At 40.6% G+C, this 24,511-nt stretch carries 21 protein-coding genes; 8 read left to right on the top strand and 13 right to left on the bottom strand.

Going from position 1 to position 24,511, the window contains the following annotated elements:
• Nucleotides 1–57: 57 nt before the first annotated feature.
• Both glmS and glmU read right to left on the bottom strand, forming a co-directional pair.
• Nucleotides 58–1,911 carry a glutamine--fructose-6-phosphate transaminase (isomerizing) gene (glmS, locus tag MSBRW_RS14555; RefSeq protein ID WP_011307002.1) on the bottom strand — a complete coding sequence of 618 codons (1,854 nt, stop codon included), beginning with the start codon at nt 1,909–1,911 and terminating at the stop codon, nt 58–60.
• A gap of 18 nt (nt 1,912–1,929) precedes the next feature.
• Nucleotides 1,930–3,147, bottom strand: coding sequence for a bifunctional sugar-1-phosphate nucleotidylyltransferase/acetyltransferase (gene glmU, locus MSBRW_RS14550; RefSeq protein ID WP_011307003.1), 1,218 nt, complete (start codon nt 3,145–3,147; stop codon nt 1,930–1,932).
• Nucleotides 3,148–3,779: 632 nt separating this feature from the next.
• Here glmU and MSBRW_RS24350 point away from each other — a divergent pair.
• Nucleotides 3,780–3,893, top strand: coding sequence for a type IV pilin N-terminal domain-containing protein (locus MSBRW_RS24350; RefSeq protein ID WP_157209487.1), 114 nt, complete (start codon nt 3,780–3,782; stop codon nt 3,891–3,893).
• Between the two features lie 144 nt (nt 3,894–4,037).
• Here MSBRW_RS24350 and MSBRW_RS22525 read toward each other — a convergent pair whose 3' ends face one another.
• The gene (locus MSBRW_RS22525; RefSeq protein ID WP_155398318.1) at nt 4,038–4,211 is read right to left on the bottom strand and encodes a hypothetical protein; all 174 of its coding nucleotides are present in this window, start codon (nt 4,209–4,211) and stop codon (nt 4,038–4,040) included.
• A 137-nt stretch (nt 4,212–4,348) separates the two neighbouring features.
• Here MSBRW_RS22525 and MSBRW_RS14540 point away from each other — a divergent pair, with 137 nt between their 5' ends.
• From MSBRW_RS14540 to MSBRW_RS14530, 3 genes are all read left to right on the top strand, one after another.
• Nucleotides 4,349–5,299, top strand: a complete 951-nt coding sequence (locus MSBRW_RS14540) for a hypothetical protein (RefSeq protein WP_011307005.1) — start codon at nt 4,349–4,351, stop codon at nt 5,297–5,299.
• A gap of 528 nt (nt 5,300–5,827) precedes the next feature.
• Nucleotides 5,828–7,099 (top strand): replication protein A, encoded by a 1,272-nt coding sequence (locus tag MSBRW_RS14535; protein WP_048102775.1) that lies wholly within the window; start codon nt 5,828–5,830, stop codon nt 7,097–7,099.
• Nucleotides 7,100–7,669 carry an RPA family protein gene (locus tag MSBRW_RS14530; RefSeq protein ID WP_011307007.1) on the top strand — a complete coding sequence of 190 codons (570 nt, stop codon included), beginning with the start codon at nt 7,100–7,102 and terminating at the stop codon, nt 7,667–7,669.
• A 302-nt stretch (nt 7,670–7,971) separates the two neighbouring features.
• Here MSBRW_RS14530 and MSBRW_RS14525 read toward each other — a convergent pair whose 3' ends face one another.
• The 5 genes from MSBRW_RS14525 to MSBRW_RS14505 form a co-directional block, all read right to left on the bottom strand.
• Entirely contained in the window at nt 7,972–8,682 is a 711-nt protein-coding gene (locus MSBRW_RS14525) for an ATP-binding cassette domain-containing protein (RefSeq protein ID WP_011307008.1), read from the bottom strand.
• Nucleotides 8,670–9,737 (bottom strand): ABC transporter ATP-binding protein, encoded by a 1,068-nt coding sequence (locus MSBRW_RS14520; protein ID WP_011307009.1) that lies wholly within the window; start codon nt 9,735–9,737, stop codon nt 8,670–8,672. Before MSBRW_RS14520 ends, MSBRW_RS14525 begins: the two co-directional genes overlap by 13 nt.
• The gene (locus MSBRW_RS14515; RefSeq protein ID WP_048102776.1) at nt 9,734–10,645 is read right to left on the bottom strand and encodes an ABC transporter permease; all 912 of its coding nucleotides are present in this window, start codon (nt 10,643–10,645) and stop codon (nt 9,734–9,736) included. Before MSBRW_RS14515 ends, MSBRW_RS14520 begins: the two co-directional genes overlap by 4 nt.
• Nucleotides 10,629–11,570 (bottom strand): nickel ABC transporter permease, encoded by a 942-nt coding sequence (nikB, locus tag MSBRW_RS14510; RefSeq protein ID WP_011307011.1) that lies wholly within the window; start codon nt 11,568–11,570, stop codon nt 10,629–10,631. Before nikB ends, MSBRW_RS14515 begins: the two co-directional genes overlap by 17 nt.
• A 235-nt stretch (nt 11,571–11,805) precedes the next feature.
• On the bottom strand, nt 11,806–13,380 hold the full coding sequence (locus MSBRW_RS14505) for an ABC transporter substrate-binding protein (RefSeq protein WP_011307012.1): 1,575 nt from the start codon (nt 13,378–13,380) through the stop codon (nt 11,806–11,808).
• Nucleotides 13,381–14,009: 629 nt separating this feature from the next.
• Here MSBRW_RS14505 and MSBRW_RS14500 point away from each other — a divergent pair.
• Both MSBRW_RS14500 and MSBRW_RS14495 read left to right on the top strand, forming a co-directional pair.
• On the top strand, nt 14,010–14,918 hold the full coding sequence (locus MSBRW_RS14500; protein WP_011307013.1) for a class I SAM-dependent methyltransferase: 909 nt from the start codon (nt 14,010–14,012) through the stop codon (nt 14,916–14,918).
• Nucleotides 14,919–16,139: 1,221 nt separating this feature from the next.
• Nucleotides 16,140–16,361: a hypothetical protein gene (locus MSBRW_RS14495; RefSeq protein ID WP_011307014.1), complete on the top strand. Its 222-nt coding sequence runs from the start codon at nt 16,140–16,142 to the stop codon at nt 16,359–16,361.
• A 197-nt stretch (nt 16,362–16,558) separates the two neighbouring features.
• Here the strand turns inward: MSBRW_RS14495 and MSBRW_RS14490 are convergent, their stop codons facing one another.
• The 5 genes from MSBRW_RS14490 to MSBRW_RS14465 all read right to left on the bottom strand — a co-directional run bounded on the left by MSBRW_RS14490 (nt 16,559) and on the right by MSBRW_RS14465 (nt 20,754).
• The gene (locus MSBRW_RS14490; RefSeq protein ID WP_011307015.1) at nt 16,559–17,119 is read right to left on the bottom strand and encodes a metallophosphoesterase; all 561 of its coding nucleotides are present in this window, start codon (nt 17,117–17,119) and stop codon (nt 16,559–16,561) included.
• Nucleotides 17,120–17,547: 428 nt separating this feature from the next.
• Nucleotides 17,548–18,336: a DUF7839 domain-containing protein gene (locus MSBRW_RS14480; protein WP_011307016.1), complete on the bottom strand. Its 789-nt coding sequence runs from the start codon at nt 18,334–18,336 to the stop codon at nt 17,548–17,550.
• Complete coding sequence (locus tag MSBRW_RS14475; RefSeq protein ID WP_011307017.1) at nt 18,336–18,857, bottom strand: ArsR family transcriptional regulator; 522 nt, start codon at nt 18,855–18,857, stop codon at nt 18,336–18,338. Before MSBRW_RS14475 ends, MSBRW_RS14480 begins: the two co-directional genes overlap by 1 nt.
• A 60-nt stretch (nt 18,858–18,917) precedes the next feature.
• Nucleotides 18,918–19,955 carry a deoxyhypusine synthase gene (locus MSBRW_RS14470; protein ID WP_011307018.1) on the bottom strand — a complete coding sequence of 346 codons (1,038 nt, stop codon included), beginning with the start codon at nt 19,953–19,955 and terminating at the stop codon, nt 18,918–18,920.
• Nucleotides 19,956–20,256: 301 nt separating this feature from the next.
• Nucleotides 20,257–20,754, bottom strand: a complete 498-nt coding sequence (locus MSBRW_RS14465; RefSeq protein ID WP_011307019.1) for a pyruvoyl-dependent arginine decarboxylase — start codon at nt 20,752–20,754, stop codon at nt 20,257–20,259.
• 483 nt (nt 20,755–21,237) lie between these two features.
• Here MSBRW_RS14465 and MSBRW_RS14460 point away from each other — a divergent pair, with 483 nt between their 5' ends.
• The gene (locus MSBRW_RS14460; protein WP_011307020.1) at nt 21,238–21,888 is read left to right on the top strand and encodes a hypothetical protein; all 651 of its coding nucleotides are present in this window, start codon (nt 21,238–21,240) and stop codon (nt 21,886–21,888) included.
• A gap of 888 nt (nt 21,889–22,776) precedes the next feature.
• Complete coding sequence (locus tag MSBRW_RS14455; protein WP_011307021.1) at nt 22,777–24,276, top strand: DUF2193 domain-containing protein; 1,500 nt, start codon at nt 22,777–22,779, stop codon at nt 24,274–24,276.
• Nucleotides 24,277–24,511 lie beyond the last annotated feature (235 nt).

The raw sequence follows: 24,511 nt of genomic DNA, 5'->3' as shown, positions 1-24,511 counted from the left end.
TGAAGTTATTTCCTTGAATTTTCTCGTTTTTTAATTTTTAAATTGTCGGGCTTTTCATTATTCAACTGTGACACTTTTTGCAAGATTACGTGGCTTGTCAATAGAGCATCCCCGAGCAAGAGCAGTATAATAAGCAAGCAGCTGGAGGACTACAACACTGAGCAGCGGAGAAAGCAGTTCGCTACTTTGGGGAATTGTAAGGACAACATCCGCATATTTTCCGATCTCGGTGTCTTTGTTATCAGCAACTGCGATAACCGTCGCATCCCTGGCTTTTACTTCCTTTATATTGCTCAGCACCTTCTCGTAAGTCTGCCCTCTTGTTGCGATGGTAACTACAGGCGTTCCTTTCTCAAGCAGCGCAATTGGTCCATGTTTAAGTTCGCCTGCGGCAAAACCTTCAGCATGCAAATATGAGATTTCTTTTAATTTGAGAGCTCCTTCAAGGGCAATCGGATAGTTAAGGTGCCTGCCGAGGAAGAAGTAGTTCTCTTCATGAGCAAAATTCTCTGCACATTCCTTTACTGCTTCTTTCTGGTTGAGAATCTGCTGAATCTGGCCTGGTATTTTTCTTAGACCTGTAATGAATCCTTTAACATAATCAGGACTTAGCTTACCTCTTGACAGGGCGAACTTGACAGCAAGCAGATAAAGAAGTGTAATCTGGGTGCTGAAGGTTTTGGTCGCAGCAACTCCAATCTCAGGTCCTGCTCTGGTATATAGCACACTGTTAGCTTCTCTTGTAATGGTGCTTCCTACAACGTTTGTAATTGCAAGCGTAGGGCAGTTGTAGGACATTATTTCCCTGACGGCCGCGAGAGTATCTGCAGTCTCCCCGGATTGGGTGATTGCGATGGCAAGAGTTCCATCACTTATAACCGGGCTTCTGTACCTGTACTCCGAGCAAATGTCTATATCGCAATGAATTCCGGCAAGCTGCTCAAAAAGGTATTTCCCAAGTAGCCCTGCGTGCCAGGAGGTTCCACATGCCAGAATCTGGACCCTTGAAAGTTTTCTTATCTCTTCATCGGTCATATTAAGTTCTTTGAGATCTATTGTTCCTTCAAGTTCCGAGACCTTGCCTGCAAGTGTATTGTGAATCGCACTCACCTGCTCGTGAATTTCCTTGAGCATGAAATGTTCGTAACCGGCCTTTTCAGCAGCTTCAAAGTCCCACTCGATCTTTTCTATCTTCTTTTCGCGGACTTTTCCTTCTCTGTCAAAGATCTCTACACTGGTAGGAGTCAGGACTGCGGTTTCAAAGTCATTTACGAAAATTACATCCCTCGTATAATTCAAAAAAGCAGTTACATCCGATGCGGCAAAGTTCTCTCTTTTGCCGAGTCCTATAACAAGTGGGCTGTCTTTCCGGGCAACTATGAGTTTTCCCTGTTCGTCAGCACAGATAACTGCAAGGGCATAAGAACCCTCTATCTCTTTTAGCGCTTCCCGCAGTCCTGTAAGAAGTTCGCATTTTGCTTCTCTTCCATCGGGTTTGCCGTATATGTGTTTATGCAGAAGGTGGGCGATCACTTCGGTATCGGTTTCCGATTTAAATTCATATCCTTCTGCAGTCAGTTGTTCCTTCAATGCCATGTAGTTCTCTATGATTCCGTTATGCACAACCGAGATTTTACATGGGTTTCCGGAGGTATGCGGATGAGCATTTATTGTGCTGGGTCTTCCGTGGGTTGCCCAGCGGGTGTGCCCTATTCCAATGTTACCACTTATTCCATCTGGGATTGTGGCTTCAAGGTTTACAATTTTACCTACTGACTTATAAGTATCGATTCCGCTGCCCAGAATTGAAATCCCAGCAGAATCGTATCCACGGTACTCGAGTTTTTTGAGAGACTCTATGATGACAGATGCAGCAGAGTTTTCCCCTGCATATCCTACAATTCCACACATTTTTCCACCTTTTTAGGGTTAAAGAACAACCGAATGACGGGACAGATCCCTATATATGGTATTCCCAGATTCAACCTGGCAGTCAACAGCTATTGTTACTCCGGCCTTTACAAGTACGCTATTCCCAATACGGTTGTCGTCTCCGAAGATGGTGCCGAGTCTGGGAGCTCGATGAATCGTTCCATTCATAATGATCGATAGACCTTCTTTTTCTTCAACAAAGAAACCTGAGCCAATTGTATTGTTGCTTCCAATTATGGAATTCGAGATACGCCCATGAGAGTATATCCTGCAGTCATTCATTATTATACTGTTCTGTATTTCGGTAAATGACCTGATCGATACATTGTCTCCTATTGTTGTGGAGGGCAGAATAACTACATTGGGACCGATATCACAATTTTCCCCTATGACCACAGGGCCTACAATGTAAGTTCCTGAACGAATCCTGGTATTCTTTCCTACTGCCACCTTTCCACTGAGGAAAACTCCCTCTTCAACTTCTCCTTCAAGCTTCAGGTTCCTGGCTGAATTTAAGACTATGGCATTAGCTTTTAATAAATCCCAGGAATGAACAGCGTCAATCCATTTTGATTTGGTAGAAACAGAAGTAACGATTTTTCCTTCGTCAATCATAAGCTGGAGGGTATCGGTTATTGCATATTCACCGTTTTCGGATATCGGGGTTTTTTCGATGGTTTCAAAGACCTGCGGCGTAAAAATATAAATTCCGGTATTTACAATACGGCTCAGGTCTCCAGGTCTTTTTTCCAGAATTCTCGTGACTCTCTTTTTTTCTTTCAGAACTACTCCATAGCCAGCAGTCTCTTCCATCTGAACAGTTAGAAGGCTTGCATCTCCTTCATAATTATTCAGAAGGTCCGCTATAGTTTTCGGTTCCACCAGGTTGTCTCCATTGAGCACGAGAAATTCCGAGTCCTCGGGTTCAATCCATTTTTTTGCCTGCTCAATTGCATGTGCAGTACCTAGCTGAGCTTTCTGTTCGACATATTTTATTTTCACTCCAAAATTTAGCCCGTCCTCGAAATAGTCCATTATGCGTTCTTTTTTATATCCAACAATCAATATAATGTCAGTTATTCCATTTTTTTCAAGCGAACCTATTACATGCTCTAAAATAGGCCTGTTGGCTATGGGAAGCATTACTTTTGAACGAGTTAGAGTAAGAGGCCTGCAGCGCAGCCCTTCTCCGGCTGCAAGGATAATAGCTTTCATAATTTTAAGAACCTTTTTTAGAATTTATATATTACCTTCAAAAGTTTTAAACAAGATCACTATGCCTAAATATATCTAGAGTACTATGCCTGTATAAGGGATAGCTATCAATAAAAAGTAATCCCTATCATTAAGAAATAAGTTCTTACTACAGGATAAACAGCTCCATAACATGAATCCAGGAACTCTAAAAAGAATTCCATCCCATTTCTAATTTTTAAAGGCTATTTTATCTTTTTAAAAGTGTCGAAACTTATTTATTTCATAAAATCCTGTATGTATTTCCTACTTTTTATGTTTTATGCTTCCCAACCTTTGAGAATCCGGGCAATTCTTGAGGAACCCTTTCTATTGAAAGTTTAATAACTGACATACATTTGATAAATAGTTGCGACAACTTCTTAAAAATATCAATGCACTTCTTAAAATCCTTCGGAATACTCTATAATTTCTACAAAGCCAAATAATAAAAAACCTTGAATTGTATTGTAGTTTCTGGGAGATTAGTTCCGGAGGGTCACTTTTTCGGTCAGCCCTGAAAATCTGCGTTCATGTTCTTTCTCTCAAATATTAATCTCAAAAAGTATTAATTTAATGATCATAAATTAAATTTTTATAAAGTTGTTTTTATCGTGGAGGGTAAAAAGTCAAGGACTCTTGGCGAGAAATGCCAGGCAGTCTCAGAAGTATACGGGCAAATATTAATGGTTGTGGTGACCATCATACTTGCTGCATCACTGGTGTAACCCAATATCTCGGAAAGTGCACCCAGGGCAAGTCTCTTGATCGAAGCTCATAATTTTACGCAAAATGAGACGATATCAACGCAGAACGCAGCGACGCCAACGCAGAACTCAACGACGTCAGATGGCTATTCAATTGATGCTTCTTCAGGGTTCGGGGGTAATATTTCTCCCGCAGGAAGTACCTATGTTCCCGCCGGTGGCAACAAGATCTTCAGTATGATACCGGATGAAAACTATAAAGTTCTTGATGTGCTGGTGGACGAAAATTCCTTTGGGCCGGTTTTCACTTATACCTTCAATAGTGTGTCGTCTAGTCAAGTATTCAAGCGAGTTTTACCGTGAATTTCGATGTGATAAACAACAATATGGTAGTACCGAAAGAAAACTTCACGGTCAATGCAACTGTGCTTGGTTGTGCTTCTATTAGGGAAGCTAATGTGAATGGTAAATAAACTATGGTACCGTTTCCGATTACTTGCCGTCTCAAGTTAGGGAACTATACTTATGATCCCTGGGGAGACTACAAGAATCCATCAGAAGGGAATATCAATTACGGGAAAAATCCTCGCTTATGGGGATCTCCAATTTCCTTTAAGGCAGATACAAATGTAACGGTCGAGGCTTGCTCTTGGGAATTTTATGAACCGAATAATAACCAGAATCATGCACCGAGTCATGAATCAAATCATGGGTCGAATAATGAACCGAATAATGAACCGGTACAAATCCTTACAGTTAACACTTCGACTAGTCCGTCCAATTTAAAGGTCCTTACGAACGGAGACGCTGTTCCTAATATCCACGGATTTCAAGGTCAGGACTCGATTGAAGACTTTGTAAAAGACTACATTGAAAATGGTAGTCTCAGTCTCAAGGAAAATGAAGCTATCTATATTTTTGAGCTGGGTAACAAAATTGAGCTGGGAAATAAAATCCTAAAAACCAATGGTGCTGATTTTCAGGACCTTGTCCTTTTGGTTTCATTAAACGGAGCAGATTCCTCAAAGTCTATAGTTGAATCTCAGGACGCGGACTCGAGTGAAACTCCGGGTGAAACTCAAGATAAAACCCAAGATAGAACCCCGGATGAAACTCAAGATAAAACCCAAGATGAAACTCCAAATGAAATGGTCTTCAAGCTCGTAATCGAGCACCTTGGGGGAGATACAATTAATTTCAAATCTTCTGAGGAGACCAGGGTTATACTTCAGAAAGGAGACGAACAACGTTACCTCAATTTCACGGGGCTTGGAGTTTTCAAAAGCGGAGATAGAGCTACTTTAATTCCTAAAGAGTATGGCACTAATGAACAGCTTAACTTTAGTCAGGGGGATCGTTTATCTATAAAAATAGTGGATGTCCAGAGCAAATCCTTAATCTACTCTGGAAGCATCATGGTTAAATGAAATATATTAACAAGAAATATATTAATAGAGCTGACCTTTATGGGACTCAGCTCCAAAAACAGAAAACAACTTGGAACAGCTTATATAAGCGTCCGAAGAGAGCCTACTGAAATAGAAATTTACAAAAATTGGCATATTTTTAATTCTTCATAAAAGACGAGTTGGCTCTTTGTAATAATGATGCAAAATCTCTGGGTAAATAAGTTTAAGTATAGTATATACATAGTCTCTTAAAAAAATTTGAATGAATCATTGAAGTAACTTCAAAATTGAACTCAAGCAGGAAGCAGGTATTATGCATAGGGAATTTAAAAACAGTTTCAATAATAGTCTTTCCACTGCATGGGATTGAATCTCAGGGGTTAATTTCATGGTTTCTCAGTCTTTAAGAAAAGCTTTGCCAGACACCAATTATGACCTTGATGCAAATACTTTCACTCCGCTTTCCTTAACTTTATATGCTGTGGCGTTGTAGATTAAAACGCCTCTCTATAAATAATGATAAACAAGAGGCTTGAGGTAGGAAGAATGAAACAGACAGCTGAATCTATTCGAGATCGATTTTTAAAGCTTGGCATCGACGTACCTGTAGAGGATATCGAAAGTAGACTTGATGAACTGATTACCAAATTTAAAGTTCCTTCAAATGAAGCCCAGCGCAGTGTGACCAATTACTTTTTGAAGAAATATTCTATTCCTAAGAATGAGTTTTACACAAGGCAGGCTGAACCGCAGCTTACAAAGATTATGGATATTTCGGAAAATGGGCAGTGGGCAAATCTTAAGGCAAGGGTTGTCCAGCTCTGGGAAAACACACACGAATCAATCTCTCAGGTAGGGCTACTGGGGGATGAAACAGGAATTATAAAGTTCACTGCATGGAAAAATGCCGAACTGCCTGAGCTTGAACAGGGAGAGAGTTATTTCTTCAGGAGCGTTGTTGTAGGAGAGTACAACGACAGGTTCCAGGTTCAGCTTAACAAGAATACTTCTATAGAAAAGCTGGATGAAGCCATTGGAGTTGGAGGTGGGGACTTCATACCATCTGCAAGAGAGTCTGAACTCAGGAACATCTCCGATCTTGCAGGAGGCCAGTGGGCTACAGTTAAAGGAAAAGTGGTTCAACTCTGGGAAAACTCTCATGAATCGATTGAGCAGGCAGGGCTTATAGGAGATCCCACAGGGGTTATCAAATTCACTAACTGGGCCAGTTCCGAGCTTCCTGATATGGAAGAGGGCAAGAGCTACATGTTGAAAAATGTAGTTGTCAACGAATGGGGAGGTAAGATCCAAATTCAGCTTAACAGGTCAAGTTCCATAGAAGACCTTGATGAGGATATCAAAGTCGGATCCTTAACTTCCACATACTTTGGAGCAATGGTGGACATTCAGACCGGTTCAGGTCTCATAAAACGCTGTCCCGAGTGTAAAAGGGCTCTGGTTAAGGGTGCCTGCCCGGAGCACGGAAAAGTAAAAGGGGAATACGACCTGAGGATAAAAGCGGTTCTGGATTCCGGAACTTCCACTCAGGATATCCTGATTAACAGAGAACTTACTGAGAAGCTTTCAGGGCTTTCTCTCGATACTGCAATTGCAATGGCCGCTGACGCTCTCGATCCCGGGGTAGTGCTGGATAATCTAAAACAGGAACTGCTGGGCAGGTATTATACTGTGACCGGGCACAAGCTTGACCGCTATATTCTTGTGGATTCCATTACTCCCAAGACTTCTCTGGATATAGAGATGCTTGATGAAATGCTTGCGCTTAATGAAACACTTACCAAGCTGGAGGTGCAGTAAATGCCAGGTTTTTTCAGAGAAGTTGCCCGCAGGGTTTTTGCCCAGGAAATGAAGGATTCGAATCTGACCTCAAGGGATGAAAGTGATCAGTATGCTCCACAGTATGTCCTGACACCCACAGGAGCTAAAGTAAATCGTATCTTCCTTGTTGGCACACTTATCGAAAAAGAAGATATCGGTACTGATTCCGAGTACTGGAGGGGAAGAGTTTCAGACCCGACAGGTTCTTTCCTGGTCTATGCCGGACAGTATCAGCCCGAAGCTGCTCAATTCCTTGCCGAGTGCGAACTGCCAGCTTTTGTAGCAGTTGTGGGCAAAACCAGTACCTATACCACAGATGATGGGAATGTCCTGACTTCTATCCGTCCAGAGTCTATCCAGCATGTAGATGAACTTACCCGGGACCTCTGGGTGCTTGATACTGCAAAACAGACTCTTGAGAGGATAAGGGCAATTGAATCAGAGGAAGATCAAAACTCAAAACTTGCAAAAGAACACTATTCGACTGATACCGGTTACTACCGCACTATAGTCAAAAAGGCTCTTGAGTCTCTCAAAGAAATGGAATGAAACCAAAAAGAGTAAAAACCATACTATCAAAATCAGGGGTAAATGCCCCTTAATCTTTTTTATTCAGAAAATCTGCTTTTATTTTCAGTAATTTCCGTTCCTTTTCTTTTTCCGGTCACCCTGTATATTTTTTCAGGTGTTTTATGTCTTTCTCTTTAACATAACTTCCAAAGAAAATGAATCTGCAAAGGGAATTCAATAGCTCGTAGGAAAAAAATCCTTCAGTAAAATACTATCTCGTCAGCATTAAAATGTCATATATAATTACTTAAAATGGTTCAGAATTCTTTTGTCTTTGAGGGTTAACGTGACACTATTTTAAAATTAACAATTTTTCCTTTCTCCATAAAGGCAATCTCGTCACTCATCCATTCAACAACCTTAATATCGTGGGAGATAAACAGAAAACTTATCTTGAACTTGATTTGCAGTCCCTTAAGAAGCGAAAGAATTTGAGCCTGGACAAGTGGATCTAGCATCGAAGTAGGCTCATCCGCTACTATTAATTCTGGTTTCATGCTAAGGACTCTTGCAATTGCAATTCTCTGAAGCTGACCTCCACTTAGCTCTTTGGGATAGCGAAAAAGAAGCTCTTCATTAAGGGATACAATTTCAATAAGTTCCTTTACCCTCTCCAATTCTTTGTCTTTAGCGCAAAGCCTGTGAAGCTTTAAAGGTTCTGCAATTATATCATAAACTTTCATCTTTGGGTTCAAGCATGATTTAGGGTTTTGAAATATAATTTGCATCCTGGTTCCCAGGTATTTTAAAGAGTGGCCTTTAAGTCCTGAAATGTCCTGACCATCAAAGATAATGCTACCTTCTGTCGGTTCAAGCAATCTCAACACTGTTCTTCCAAGTGTGGATTTTCCGCAACCACTTTTTCCAACAAGACCTAGAGTTTTCCCTTTTTCTATCCTAAAACTGACCCCGTCTACAGCCTTGTTAACCTGAATCTGGAAAAGCCCGGAATAATAATGCTTTTTCAGATTTTTCACTTCTAACAATGCCATAAGCCCACCTCCGCACACCCAGGAGAGGGAGTATCTGGGATCAATTGTGCTTCTCTTCTTACATTCTTACTGTCTTTTCTTCTTACATTCTTACTGTTTTTTTCAGATAATAAGCAGCGGACAAAATGATCATCTACATGTTCCAATAGTTCAGGGTGGATCTTTGAGCAGTCTGCCAGCTGGTTACTACATCGGGGATGGTACCTGCAACCGGAAGGAGGGGAGATCAGGCTTGGAGACTGACCTAAAACAGTCATTAGCCCTTTTTCTGGAAGAGAATGCAGTAGTGCAAAAGTATAAGGGTGTTTTGGATCGGAAATGACCGTTGCTGTCTTCCCGATTTCAACGATTTCTCCTGCATACATCACTGCAGTCCTATCTGTAAGTTTAGTGGCTACATCCAGATCATGAGTAATTAAGAGCATGGAAGAATTTTCCTTCCGGACAAGCTTGGTAATAATTTCTAGAATTTGCAATTTCATATCAGGATCAAGCCCCTTTGTAGGTTCGTCTGCAATAAGAAGTCTTGGCTTGAGAGCAAGCGCTACTGCTATCATAACTCTCTGCAGCATCCCACCACTGAACTGGTGAGGGTATTCAGACTTTCTTGAGGAATCTATTCCAACAAGCTCAAGCATCTCTGACGCTTTCTTTTTTGCATCTTTTTTTCTCATGCCTTCATGGTATCGATAAATTTCAGCAATTTGACTTCCTATAGAGAGCACTGGGTTAAAACAGACTGAAGGATCCTGTAGCATGATCCCGATTTCCTTTCCTCTCAGGCTCCTCATTTCTTTTTCAGAAAGACTTAATATATTCTTACCCCTGTAAACGATTCTCCCTTCTATCCTTGCATTATTTGAGAGCAGCCTCAAAAGGGCTTTTCCAAGAGTAGTTTTTCCACAGCCTGTTTCTCCAATAAGCCCAAAAATTTCTCCTTCTTTGATCTCAAAGGAAATGTTCTCGTTTGCTTTTACAAGGCCCTTTGAGGTTTTGAAAGAGACGCTCAGGTTTTCTACTGAAAGAAATTGAGTGGAGAAGGAAGGAATACTCATCTATCCAGCACCTCCTGTTTAGCAGACTGTCCCAAGCCGGCTCTTAATCCGTCTGCTGCAAAATTGAAAGCAAAAACTGTAAGCATAATCATGAGACCTGGAATAAAACAAAGGTAAGGATATGTGAGTAGGTAGGGAATCCCAGATTTGAGCATAGAGCCCCATTCAGGCGTAGGAGGCTGGATTCCAAGTCCTAGAAAACTCAGAGCAGAGGCAAAGATTATTACATGGGCAATCTCAAGAGTTCCAAGAACGATTACAGGTTCCATGCAGTTTGGAAGTATATGTTTTCGCATGATGTAGAAATTTGAGGGTCTAAGAGCCCTTGTCGCTTCCACAAAATCTCTCTTTTTCAAAGAGAGAACCTGTCCACGTACAAGCCTTGCATAAACAGGCCACTGAGTAAGGGAAAGGGAAAGGACGACACTTAAAAACCCAGGTCCCAGCAGTCCTGCTATCATAAGGGCAAGAATAATATTGGGAAAAGCCAGTATTACGTCTACACCTCTCATAAGGATTTCATCAAACAGGCCTCCTTTGTACCCTGAAAGCAACCCAAGAGAGGTACCTGCAATGGATGTAGCTGCAACAACGAGAATTCCAATGCCAAGAGAGATACGTGTGCCATAAATTATTCTTGAAAAGATGCAGCGTCCAAATTCATCAGTTCCTAAAGGGTATTCATGACAGGGGCCAAGAAATTGGTCGTCAATTTTCTGGACAAAAGGATCATTTGGAGAGATATAGGGAGCAAATAGGGCCAGAAAACATAGGATAGCAATAAACAAAATGCCAAAGAGCGCAAGTTTGTTTTTTTTAAACTCCCATAGACTTAGCCATAGACTTAGCCTTTTTTTATTCATAGAAAGTTTTTCAGCCATTTTTATATTTTCAATCATACATGTCATACCTGATTCTCGGGTCAAGCACTGCATACAATATATCTACTGCAAGGCTGGAAAGAGAAAAGAGCACTGCGATAAAAAGAACACAGCCCTGAACCATAGAGAAGTCTCTTGCAAAGATCGAGTCAACAAGAAGTTTTCCGATACCTGGCCAGGAGAAAATTGTTTCCACAATAACAGCTCCTCCAAGAAGATAACCCAATTGCATTCCTGCAAATGTAACAACAGGGAGTAAGGCATTTTTCAGTGCATGCCGTAAAACGACAGTATACTCATCAAATCCTCTGGCACGTGCAGCCAAAATATATTCCTTCTCCATCACCTCCATAAGGCTAGCTCGGGTAAGTCTGGCCGTAATTGAAGACATTGAAATTCCAAGGGTTAGAGCAGGAAGAGCAAGTTGACTCAGGCTTCCATATCCATAGCTAGGGAAAATATGAAGAGTCAGGGAAAAAAGCCAGATCAGAAGAATTCCAAGCCAGAAGTTAGGGATAGAAATACCTATCAGGGAAAAAAACGCGCAACAATTGTTAAGCAGAGTATTTTTCTGGAGAGCGCTCAGAATTCCTATCGGTAAGGCGATTAGGAGAGAGATTAATAAGCCGGCAACTGTAAGTTCTATAGTCGCCGGTAACTTCAAGAGAATTTCTTCAAGGACATCATCAGAGGTTATAATAGATCTTCCAAGATCAAGATGTAAGAGATGATCCAGCCATATAAAGTACTGGAAATAAACAGGAGCATCAAGTCCTTCTGCTTCCCTGACGGATTCAATCTGGCTTGCATCGAGATCCTGTCCATATCTCTCAAGGGCTATGAGCTCAGCAGGATCTCCTGGCGCGAGGTACATCGCAAAAAAAGAAACAAGAGTGACCCCTGCTATTACTACTGATACCATGGCCAAGCGCTTTGTAATGTACTTCCACATAGATATTCTTCTTACGTTTCTGTCATTTTCTGATATCGGTCTCTTAACTTCTGATGCTCTCAGACATTCATTTTAATGTTTATCTTCCCGTCTGTGAAGTTCCATTTTAATGTTTATTTTTCCGTCTATGAAGTTCCATTTTAATGTTTATCTTCCATCTGTGCAGTTTTTTAATGTTTATCTTCCCGTCGGTGCAGTTTTTTAATGTTCCATCTTTTCGGAATCTTGTTTGAATTTATTTCTTTTCAAGATAAACTCCCGAAAGGTCCAGCCAGGGATCTTCTGCTGTTATCACAAAGCCTTTTACAGAAGGGCCGGTTGCTACCACCTTTTCTTCATGTACAAGATAGAAAGCAGGGACTTCTTTTATTACAAAAGCCTGTAAGGCGTAATAGAGTTCCTTCTGCTTCTGCGGATCTACGGTTGAATCTGCTGCATCTACAAGCTGGTCATAGGTTTCATTGTAGTAGTGAGAGTAAGGACTTTTAGAATGGTGAATAAAGAAATGTTTTGGATAGGGACCCCAGACAAAATAGCCAGTTCTGAGTATCATGCCAAAGTTTTCCACACCTTCTAGTTTGCTGATCGCTCCCTCATCAAGTACTTGAATTTCCACATCTATTCCTAATTTCCTGAGGTCTTCTTGCACAACCTGAGCCATAAGAGTATGCCTGGCTGCCCATGCACCCTTACTTACAAGCAAGGTACAATTCAAGGGACTTCCATCCTTTTCTAGAATTCCATCCCCATTGGAATCTTCCCATCCTGCTTCTTTAAGTAGAGCCTTTGATTTATCAAGGTCTTGCGAATATGTTTTCAGGTCAGGGTCAGAGTACATCATGTTGGGAGAATACGGTCTTCCTCCTGCCGGTTTTCCAATGTCATTGAGAACACCGTTCACCAGGGCTTTGGTATCGATTGCATAGGCAACACTCTGGCGTACTTTTGTGTCGTTAAAAGGAGTTTTATTGCAATTGAATTGAAGGAAATCCGTAAAGGTACTTAGCTTCCTTTGAATTTGGATACCTTTTTTGGCTTCGAGCCTCTTGACATCGTACTCTGGAACCTTGATAATCATATCCAGTTCCCCGTTCTCAAAAGCCATAACTTGCGTAGAAGGATCAGGGATAACTTTAAAAATAACCTTGTCAAGCAGAGACTTATTTCCCCAGTAAGCGTCATTTCTTATAAGCACTATTTCCTGGTCTTTTGTCTGCGATTCAAACTTAAAAGGCCCTGTCCCTATCGGTTTAACAAAATTTCCTGCTTTATCAAGACAGCCAGGCCCCATTATGGGCCAGGCTACATGAGTCAGGTAAAAAGGCAGAGACATGGGTTTTTGGAGGACAAATTTCACGGTATAATTATCAAGGGCCTCTACACTTTTAATCGGTTTCAGTACTGCCTGTCTCACATAGGATTTGTTAGAGTAGGAAAACACGACAGAATCTGCGTTAAAAGATGTACCATCATGGAAGGTCACATTCTTGCGTAAGTGGAAGAGCCATGTTGTCCCGTTGTCAGGCGTTTCCCAGGACTCGGCAAGTCCTGGGGTAATATTCAGGTTAGAGTCAAGCCTTACAAGGGTTTCATAGACTTGAGACCAAACAAACCTGGCATCACCATCCGCAAACTTGTCAAGATACCAGTTGTTAACGTCTGAACTTATGCCCACAACAAGTTCCTGAGAGTTTTCCCCGAAACTGTCTCCTTTGGCAGTTTCATCCTTTTCTCCGCCTATGCAGGCACTTGCACCAATTACTGCAAGCAGCATGCAGGTTAGTAAAATAAGCTTGAAATTCCGATCCATAAAATAATCCTCAATTCAGCTAAAAGGACTTCTAAAAGCGGCTTTTTCGAGAAGAAATCGCAGAACACGATTTATCTCAAAATTAAAAACCAATTTAAACACTTTATTCGAGAAGAAATCGCAGAACACGATTTATCTCGAAATTAAAACCAATTTAAACACTTTATAGGCTAGAACGACAGATAATTTCTAATATCTTTTTATTGTGAGTAAATTATTATAATAAATATGAGTTTAATAAATTATTGTAATACTTTGTTAGATAAAAGAGTTTTCTTATAAAACTAAATGTAAACATTGTTAACAGAAATGATATCTGGCTGAAAGCCTGAACAAATAAGCTAATTCTCAATTATCTCAAAAATCGGGGTAAAATATCGTACTCAATTGGTGAAATGGGTGGTATGTCATTGCACTTGCAGTGCAATTCAAGAAAAGCTCCATTTTTCTGTAATGTCAATCAGAATTCAACAAGTATAACTCCATTGGTTGTCAGCTCTAATGCATTTGTTTTACCATTTAATAAATTATATATATTCATATTTGTATTCATTTTTGTAACATATTTTGATAATTTATATTTTGATAATTTTAAGTAACTACATATGTAAATAGTTTGAGCTGATACTATGGACCCGTGTAACATTGACTGGAATGAAGTCTGGAAAGGGACGTTGGAAAGACAGTTAAAATCTAACAAAAATGTAGATTGTTCATCTATATGGCAGAATAAGGAAAGAGCCAGACGCTTCTGGAAGATGTTTCAGGATAATAACGCAAGGGTGATAACCGAAAAGAGGATAAAGGGCATGAAACTCTCTTCTGACTCCAGAGTTCTTGATATAGGGTCAGGACCCGGTACCCTTGCAATTCCGATTGCACAGCAGGTAGCTCATGTAACTGCTGTTGAACCTTCTGAAGGCATGATGAACATCATGCTGGAAAACATTAAAGAGTACGAAATCGAGAACATCGATTGTGTACATAAAGATTGGGAAGCCGTTGATGTCGAATCCGACCTTTCGGCTCCTTATGATGTGGTTTTTGCTTCTTATTCCTTGGGCATGAAAGACATACGGACTTCGGTTCAAAAGATGATAGATGCTTCTTCAAGGTATATTTATCTGTACTGGTTTGCAGGGGAAACTTCATGGGATGCGCATTCTCGGAGACTCTGGCCTTTCCTTCACGGATGTGAGTATCAGCCAGCCCCTAAGTGCGATGTTCTCTACAACGTTCTCTACAATATGGGAATCTACCCAAATGTTGAAGTTTTCCCTTTCGAGCACGTCCACAGGTATTCAACTTTTGAAGAAGCAGTTGAGGATTTCAAGTCGTATTACAATGTAACCTCCAGTACCCAGGAGCCCATTCTCAGGAACTATCTGAAAAGCATTCTTAAGGTTGATAATGGAAATCTTATTCAAAAAGGGTGGTCCACCAGAGTAAAAATGTGGTGGGAAAAACAAACTGAGGATATCAGGGGCCTTAATGAACCGATATTTCCTCTAGAAAACAAACGTTTCTGTCAAGCTTGAGCATAATTGTTTTGAGGCTTTTTAAGTATTTCAGAGCGGCACTGTTAGGTCTACAAGGGATAAAAATCATTTCCAACATAACTCAAATTTATAATTTGTTCATTCCTCGTAGACTTGACAGAACTTCCTGAATACCGGGCAAAAACTATTCTTCAGTCGTGAATCAGGTTGATGTAGGTAGCTGTTTTATCCCGAAATTATTTCGCTTTTTTAATTTCTTTTATTGTAATTAAATATCATATACATGTGACACACCGTTCTACCTCAACTTCGAATTTCTTCCTTTTACATGATGAGCCTATCCCAAAAGCCACTTTACTCTTAATCATTGGGAATTCTCAGAATTATTTTCATGATCATGAGCTTGATTGATTATTCAAAATACAAGGTCCAAGAAGCAAATTTCAAGTTTTGGGATGACCTCGATCATTCCAAAGTACCAAAATGGAATTGGAATTTGCTCGGTGTTTAACTATTTACGGCACCTGCTGTTGCATGAAAAACTTTTGGCTCCTCGTTGTTTTGTGTGGATATTCTCATAATTTCCTTATAAAAACCATAGGGTTCTTCCAAATCAGTATTAAAACTAAGGGCATACAATGCTTATTTTAGATGATAGGTATGCATTTAGAGTTTCCCCAATTAAGGTACACTCTAAAAATCAATTTTTTAGATAAATAATCTATAATACTCTTTTAAATCAAGAAAAAATTGAGATAAATACTTTATTCTTTTACAATTTATGTTTATTTATAAATAAGGCATCTGATGTCATTTTCATCCATACAAAATTCAATGTTAAAAGTAAGGATAAATCAACGTTTAATTTAACAATTAAAGTACTTAAGTCATTTAAACAGCAAATAGATCATTTAATAAATGTACCTTAACTGGGGGAGGGCTAACACTACATTATATTTGGCAAATAAGGTTTAATATCCCTTAAAAAATGAATCATTTTTCAAGGGGTCTAAAAAACCAATGCGGTCTTGAATTGAAAATCATTTTATCCATAGAGAATAGCGAAGAGCCATTTTCCCTGCAACTCTTCTATTTAATTTTTAACTTCTACTACATTATATTAATATCTTTATTGTTAATTTTTTTAGAGCCAGAATAGGCAAAATATACATAAATAAACGAGACATGGTATAAAATGAGTAACTTGTGTTTGAATGAAGCTTAGGGGTAAAATAACAAACTTATAAGTGAGATGATCCTGTGAAAACCTATCTTCTGGTCTGGTTCAGTAGTGAAGGAGCACGTCCGTCAGAAGTAAACCAGCGGCTAATGTCTCTGGGATTCGAACCCGTGAAGGGCAGCTACGATTTTGTATACAACTGGAATAGCAATGTCAGTGTCGAGAGAATTCTCGAATTTGGGGACAAAGTATATCTGAGCCTTCAAGGTACAGGTGCTATGTTCAAACTGGAAACACTGTAAACCTTGCTTGTGAATATCGAATTTCTCTAACCCCGCTTAGCAGGGCATGTGCCTGATTTCAAGCAGCAAATAAACTACTGTTCAGGGTTATTTTACAGTTAGGCACAGGGTTTATTTTACAGTTAGGCACAGGGTTTATTCTACAGGTAGTCCAGAGTGTGATTCCTTTCGGTCTTCCTTTTCAGTCTCAGAAATGCTTAAGCCTTTTTATTTTTCCGGCTTTTTTCCTGCTTGCGTATCTCCAGGGAATCCCGGAACTTTATATAATCGCAGGTATCTCCCTCAAGGGTAATTATCCTGCCATTAATGCTTCCTTTTTCAATTACAAGTTCTACAACACTTGGGTTTGACATCCTGGGTCTGGTAGGGGAACCAGGGCAAACAAGCACAACATCTCTTTTCTCTATCAAAGGCCTGTGCAGATGGCCGAAAATCAGAATGTCTACATCCATTTCTTTTGCCAGGTAACCCTGTGCAGTTGTATCGTTAACCGAAAGCCCTCCTTCGTGTACAACTCCGATTTTTACACCTTCAACTTCGAATTTCAACCTTTCTGGAAGGAGCCTTTTGAGTTCAGAAGTGTCATCGTTTCCAAAAACAGCCTTTAATTTGCCGCTGGCGTTGAAGGCGTTATAGGCTTTTACAGTACTGAAATCCCCTGCATGGACTATAATGTCACACTCTTTCAGGAGTGTTTTAAGTTGCTGGGGGATTTCTCCGTTTTTCATATGAGTATCGGAAAGCACAATCAACTTCATGGGTAATCTCCTGATTATAAAATATATCCTTTAAAGATAAATCTATGCTGCAAGCTTTTTGAAAAAACTGCTTGCTTGCAACCTTTTTCAAAAAGGCTTGACCGAAAATTCCGAACAACGGCGTGATCAACCGATGTAACGCAAGTCTTTTCAAAAAAAAGCTTGAGTAAGATCTCCAGCAACAATCCGGTCGGCATAATCAGCCGGGCAACGGTTGTGACACAACCCTTTTCAAAAAAGGCTTGACCGAAAATCCCAGCAACATTTGAATTTGAGGTCCTTATCCCCAAACCCTACTCGGCGTGATCAACCGGCGCAACGGTTGTGGCACAACCCTTTTTTGAAAAGACTTGAGCGAAAATCTCAGCAACGATGGGACCAAGATCTTAAAGGTTGCAGGCCAACGTTTTTTTAAAAATTAGTGGGAATTATTCGAGAGCCAAGTCTACGAGTTCGTACTCAAGATTTTCGGTTTCCAGCCTGTTAAGTAGGGAAGGAACCTGTTCATCTACTGAGACTACAATGGATGATAAACCATGGTATGCAGCCTCAATAACTGATTCATTACTTCCAAACATAACATTTGGGGTTATGTCGAGCTTGCGCAGGGCGATAAGTGCTTCCACGCCTATAGCTGCTATATAGGGTTTTGAGCTTGTCAGGATCCTCAAGCGTTCGATATCTACCTTTCTTGAGCCTCCACGCTCAATCCTCGGAACTTTGCAGATTGTAATTGTAGCATTTTCCAGGTCGATTAGGCCTCGCAGGCTCGTTACTCCTACATCTTCCCCAGCAGGTGCGTCGGAAATTACATTGCCTGATGCACCTGTTTTTTCCGTGCTGCTTACGTACAGGAGTCCTTTTTCCATTTTCAGGTATACTCGCTGGTCTTTCTTTACATTCTCTTTTGCAATCGCTGTCCAGGTTGAAACATGGCTGATTATATCCTCCATGACAAAACGGGCGTACTGCTTCATTTCTGTGGCATTTTCAAGGACCCATTCCACACCCTCTTTTGTAATCCTGTACCTGACCCGGCCCTCAGTAACTATCAGCCCGTCATTTACAAGTTCTTTAATATATTCGGAAACTGCCTGGGGAGTTATTCCTATCTTTGCGGCAATTTCTTTTTGTCTTACATTCGGCTGGTGGGCTGCAATTTCGATAAGCACCTGAAACTTGGTTACTCCGCTTTTAGTCTGGAGGATTTTGATCATCAATCGTAGTTCTCCTCTACATCTTCAATTACTTTTAACCTTTGTCCCATTACAGAAAGCCTTTCAGATCTACGGGCGACGGCACAAATATAAAATGGGTTTCTATTAAGCGTCCTTGTGAGGTTGCTCATGGAGGTATTGCCTTCTTCTACCAGCTTTTCCAGTTCTTCCATCGCATCTTTGACTTCTTCGTATGGCTTGAAGGTCAGCATGATGATATCGCTCAAATCCTCAAAAGAACACTGGAAATTAACCTGAACCTTGGAGTAGGAACTGTGGTATTCTTTAGAGGGTTTTTGTCCTGCTTCCGGAACTCTCCACTGGCTTTCCAGGAGCCCGGCTTTTTTCAGAATATGAAGGCTTTTTGATGAGTCTGCGCCCATGAATTCATCTATTTCTGCTTTTGTCATCCATTTGCTTGAAAGTGCGTCAAATATTCTTTTGTGAGTTCTTGACCCAAAAGTCCTGAGTAATGGTACTAAATAGGAAGGATCGTTAATTATTCGAGTTCTTTTACCCATTTACTCCTCTCCTTCTCGTCTTACGTTATAAGCTTTCAAATATAATAAAGATTTGTAATTTTACTCTCTATAATCAATATCAAGCCCTTCAGGCCCTTCCCAGTTAAAAATCGGGGCATTCCGCTTCAGTTCGCGGCATTTTTCATGAAGTGCATGGGCTACAATAGGGAGAGCAATAGTAGCATCCACGAAGACCTGCACTTTTTTTGCCTGAGCTGCAATTTTTCCCCAGGAAACGGCTTCATCGAAAGTGCAGCCTGAAAGTCCTCCCCAGTGAGGAGCATCAGTAGTGTACTGAATTGCATAATCATGCCCTCCGGTTTGTATTCCAAGAATAGAAGCTATTACTTCGGTCTGCTGGATAAAATTCTTAGGGACTCCACCTCCAATGTAGACAACTCCTGTTTTCCCTGATTTTTCTACAATCTGAGTGACCTCATCAACGTCTTTTATCTGGTCAATATCAAGTTTCAATCCTCTTCTTCTTGCAATGGTTAGCCCGATTCCTATTGAACTGTCCGAAAGTGCAGGAACGAAGATGGGAATATTGTGCCTGTATGCACTTACGACTATAGAATCCTCGGCCGCTCCGCGCCTTTCCAGTTCTTTTCCGAGCAGGTACATGAATTCCCTTGAGGAACAGGAAATTTCTCCAATTTTTTCTGCAAAATCTGCAATCAGGTTATCCGCGGTTCTGAACTCCTCTTCAACTGCAAAAACGTCATAGATCCTGTCAACGCCGTGCTCAAAGAGGTCTTCATCGTCAACCAGATGTGAACCCACATAATGTTTCTTGCCGAGAGCTTCGTGTGAATCATGGAACAGATTTGCTCCTGTGCTCACAAGGCAGTCTATCATCCTCTCCCGGATCATATAGGAAATAACCCTACGCATGCCAGCAGGGACCATAGCTCCTGACAGGCCCATAAGCACGGTCACATTCTTTTCTTTTAGCATGTTGTGCCATGCCTGGACAGATTCGGCCAGCTTTCTTCCCTGGAAGCCTGTCTTAAGCATTCCTTCCATCAATTCGCTTATAGACCTGTCCTTTACATCTATCGGAACGGTTGGGTTATCTGTGAGCACATTAAGATGCATACCATTCTCCTAATAAGCAGATAATGATAGTTTTGCATGTGATTTCTAATACCTGAAGATATTTGTCGACAGGCGGTAAGAAATGCAAATAACGCTATATAATTATATAATTCTATTGAATATCAATATATGCGGACTCTTCTCCTGACGATATTACTAGAGATTATTTCAGGAAAACTAATTTGCCAGGTTTGAATCAGGATCAAAGAATGTGAAATTGACAGCATGATGAGTATATTTTATTTCTAAAGTAGAGTTCGTAAACAATTGCAGAAACTATTACAGGCATACTGTTAAATGTTCAGATAGTGAAGACTGCTGCGGATATCACGGTCATCCAGTTTCCATGTTCATCTACAGAAGATGACCTGGGAAAACTGAGTGTCCTGAGAGGAGATTCATTTGTCCAGGTGCTGTACATGCTTCTTGCAAGTTTCTCTGAATGTTCCCCAACGTCCTGAGCGGTTTCTCCATAGGCATGATATTCTGATATGTAACCGTGCCTGTTTATGCTTTGCGGGAGTGCACAACCAACCGATGTACTGAGCGTCCTTCTTGGTTCATTGGAAGAAATCCTGGACATTACGCAAAATACAATCTCTCCGGGACTTAACTCTTCAAGCCCTTCCTTTCTGGATACAATCTCACATTCAGGGGGCAGGATAGAACTTACAGTTACAAGATTAAATTTCTCAATACCTGCATCCCTGAGTGCAACTTCAAATGATTCAAGATTTTCAGGGTGTGTGCCAACTCCACTTGTAAAAAATACTTTTCTAGGAATTAATTTTGTAATCATCTTTGCAGCCTTGCGAAATAATCAATTTAAGCCTAATCCAGATGGCGATTATTATTTTTAAGCATTGCCCTTCAATTCTGCTGGAAAAAAGCTTAATTCTTATTTATTTAGTTAACTGTGGATATAAAAATTATACTAATTCTTTTATTCGTCTCAATATTTTTCCCAAATTAAACTTCCTTAATGTTTCTTTTGAAAGTTTCACAGATTTTTTTATATGAATTTATCAATCTCTTCCTACATTTTCTATACTTCTACCTTACAGGCTCTCTCATAAGCTTTATATTATGCAGAATAGTTACATCGTGTATTACTCCCTGCAATTTTCTTGCTTACTCCTCTCACAGATAGGAAAAGGTCAGGTCTTTTCAAAGATTCGGGAAAATACGGGCTCTTTTGCCTGGTTACTCTTAAAAACAATGTTTTTTCCGGCTGGGATCCTGAAGAATTAATTAACAACAATAAAACATGATGTCGGTGAAGATGGAAGACAAACTTAACCTTAAACTCCTGGAACTACTTGAAGGCAAGCAGCTCTCAATCAGTGGGCTTTCCAGAGAACTGAAAGCCAGAGGCATAGACGAGCATCGCCTGGTTCTTACGGGCTATCTCAGGGCGCTCAGAGACCTTGACATTCTGGAAGAAACTGAAGTTCCCCCTTCGAAGATTTATGCCCTGCCTGAAAAAGCCACAGAGCCTTTATCCGAAAAAGGCAAAGAGTCCAGGTCTCCTGAACTTTCCGATCCGGAAGAAATTTATTCTATTCTCAGGTCTCAGCTTCTTAAAATCAATCTGGATTTCAGAATTCCTGTGGGAGTATATGTGGTTTCCAAACTGTTTGAAAGGCCCTGTTTCCGCAGGGAATTGAAGCTTATAGGAATTACTCAAAAACATCTTGAACAGTACCTGGAAAAACCCGGCATAGTCTGTGAAGCTCAGGATGCACATTTGAAAAAAGCCAGAGCCGATATTACGAAAATTGAGATCCCTCCCGATGACCCTGCATACGAAATACGGGGAAATAAAGAAGAAGTAGTCAGACTTGCGAATGAAGTCCTTGCAGGGTTGATAAAACGCAGGCTTGACCTTGATGGCCTGGTAGCAAAGAGTAAACAAACCACTCTGCTTCCCTGAAGATCTTTGGTTGTTTAAATTAAAATTCATGCATCATTGGTTAAACATTAAATTCAGTCTTCTGTATATTTTTTAAACTAATACATTAATATCTCTTTATCTATGTCTCCTCACCTTATCTATTCTTGAAGATTTTTGTTCTGGTTACAATAGATGAACTCATGAAGGATAATACCAGATCAGAATCATAATACCAGATCAGAATCATAATACCAGACCAGAATCATAATACTAGACCAGAATCCTGAATATATTTCTTAAAAGATGAGTGCCGTAACAAGGTTATTATTCGGGGATAGGATGGTTTTTTTTGTAATGGGTTACGGCTCCTGTTCTACCAGATACGGTATGGAGAAAATTAAAAAGCTTGCTTCGTTGGTGTATACAGGAATCTATCTATCTGATATGGTCAAAATCGTTTTAACATTAACGAATAATCAAGGCGCAAGCATTATTTAATTTTCAGATAGCTCCTAAGACATTTTCATACCATTGATGATTTTTTGTTTCTTATTCTCCAAAAGCCAATATCTGGGTGTTTCACCTCTAATAGCTTAACAACAATTCTCAAATTGGGACTTTTAAATCAGTTTTTGAATATTTAAATCAAGGTTTATTCTTTAAATCAAACTATTTATAGAATGAAAAATAATCTTAGTATAAAAATGGGGACATACAAGTAGCTGTAGAATCTAGAAAATTAATAACAGAAATTATCTGGATTGGATATCTTTGGTTTTCATTATGGGGGATTTATTTCTATTAAATCTGGCCATTGGATTTAAGTTATCAGGCCTTTGAGGTCTGAATTCCTGGATTTTTTAAGGGTATTAAGAATAATCCCTCGCGGATGTCCTAACAGCTTTAAAGTGATTTTGAGGAGTGAGTATGGTATCGGAAATTAGAGCTGACATTCAGGAAATGTATAATAAGATGGCAGATGAGGCTGTAGGTGCCCAGAAAGCTGTTGTGGGAGTAATTAATAAAAAGCGGGGCACTGAGTTCAAGGTAAAAGATGCAAAACCCTACGTAGATGCAGTAAACAAAATGAAGCCGGTCGGAGGGCAGTGTAAGGAGGTCTTCGACCTGCATATCGATTCTGTAAATACTCACTACGAAACTCTTACGAGCCTTACGGACACGGTCAGGCCTGAGGATGATCCTTTTGTAGAGCATTACCAGACACCTCCAATCCTAGAGATCCTCTATGAGGAGGACCCGGCTTTCCATGAATCGGTCATGAAGTTCGTGGAGGAAATTGGAAAATCCGAAGCCCTGATAGGAAAAGAATCAATTCGCCGGTACGGAGGCTTTTACGGCCCGACCTGTGTAGTAGACTTTGCCTTTGTGCCCGGAAGCACGAGTAATGTCGTAAATAGGATTCTCCAGAAGATGGACATCCCTGTGGAGCACAAGCGTACGATCCTGTCTTCAAAGTCCTGGGGGATGAACACCTCCTATGGCGTAGGGGCGAAGTTCCAGACTGCTATCGAAGATGGAAAAACTCCATCTGAAGCCATAAAAGAAGAAATTGATATGCTCAAGATGGTCTATGAGTCTCCGGTGGACGCACAGGTTAAGCTCATGGAAGAAGCAGGGCATACGTCCTTTGATACCAGGAAGTATATGGAGACATATAAGCAGAGGATACGGAAAACCGTGAAGGCTGCTATGAATGCCGATGTTTTCTATGGTAATATTGTGACAGTACCTGCTTATGGAGTAGGTGACGTAGCCCACCACATTTCCCAGTCCATGTACAATATGACAAAAGACGACGTCGTGCTGGCAGTTATCAATGCTGTCACAGACGTCCTTGAAAGTACCATGAACCGGGCAAAAGGTAAGTTCAGGGACGAATACTCACCCTTGACCATCGGTACGGACGCAACAGCCGCTGCAGTCACCAAAATCCTCTGGATGGACGGATTTACCACCATGATGGTGCTTGACCTGCTGGTCAAACGCTTCCACAATCTTGTGCTGACCAACCCAAGGCGCGGGGCAGCAGCTGAGCTGCATAACGTGGATTTCATTGACATGATTGAAAAGGGTGAACGAATCATTGACCATATTCCAAGGGGGGCCGGGTGCGTTGTACAGGGTGTGCCTATTGACCTGAGCCCTATTGAAAGGAACGAGGTCCTGCAAAATCCTCAGCGTTACACCTATCCGTCCTGTGCAATCACTGTCCGTTTCTCGGCTCTCATGCGCCTGGCTGATTTCCCCTGCCTCCTGACAAGTGAGCCTGTGACTGCAACGCTTATGACAAATATCATCGCACTGCACAAGCAGCAGGCACATTCTCCGGCAAGGGTTTGCAAGTTCTGTTCGGCGAACTATTTTGACTACAAGTGCAACTACTGCAACTGGTCAGAGGCAGTGTAACGGATAACGACAAAGAGAGTGCGAAGGGTAGCTGGGGAAAGGGTAGCTGGGTAAAAGGGTAGCTGAGGAAAAATCTTTCTCTCAAATCCTTTCTATAGTTTTGAATGCAACTATTTACACCTGGATTCTCATAACGAACTAGAAACACAATGCTTCGGATCAGGAAATGAGTAGTTTCAATTTCAAGTGTAATTCTTTAAGTAAATGAATATAGTACAGCCCTTTCTTACAGTTC

Origin of the sequence: Methanosarcina barkeri str. Wiesmoor, from assembly GCF_000969985.1 — an archaeon.
Classification (GTDB): domain Archaea; phylum Halobacteriota; class Methanosarcinia; order Methanosarcinales; family Methanosarcinaceae; genus Methanosarcina; species Methanosarcina barkeri_B.
Note: the sequence above shows the minus strand (reverse complement) of the source record. Positions and strands in the feature narration are given on the sequence as shown.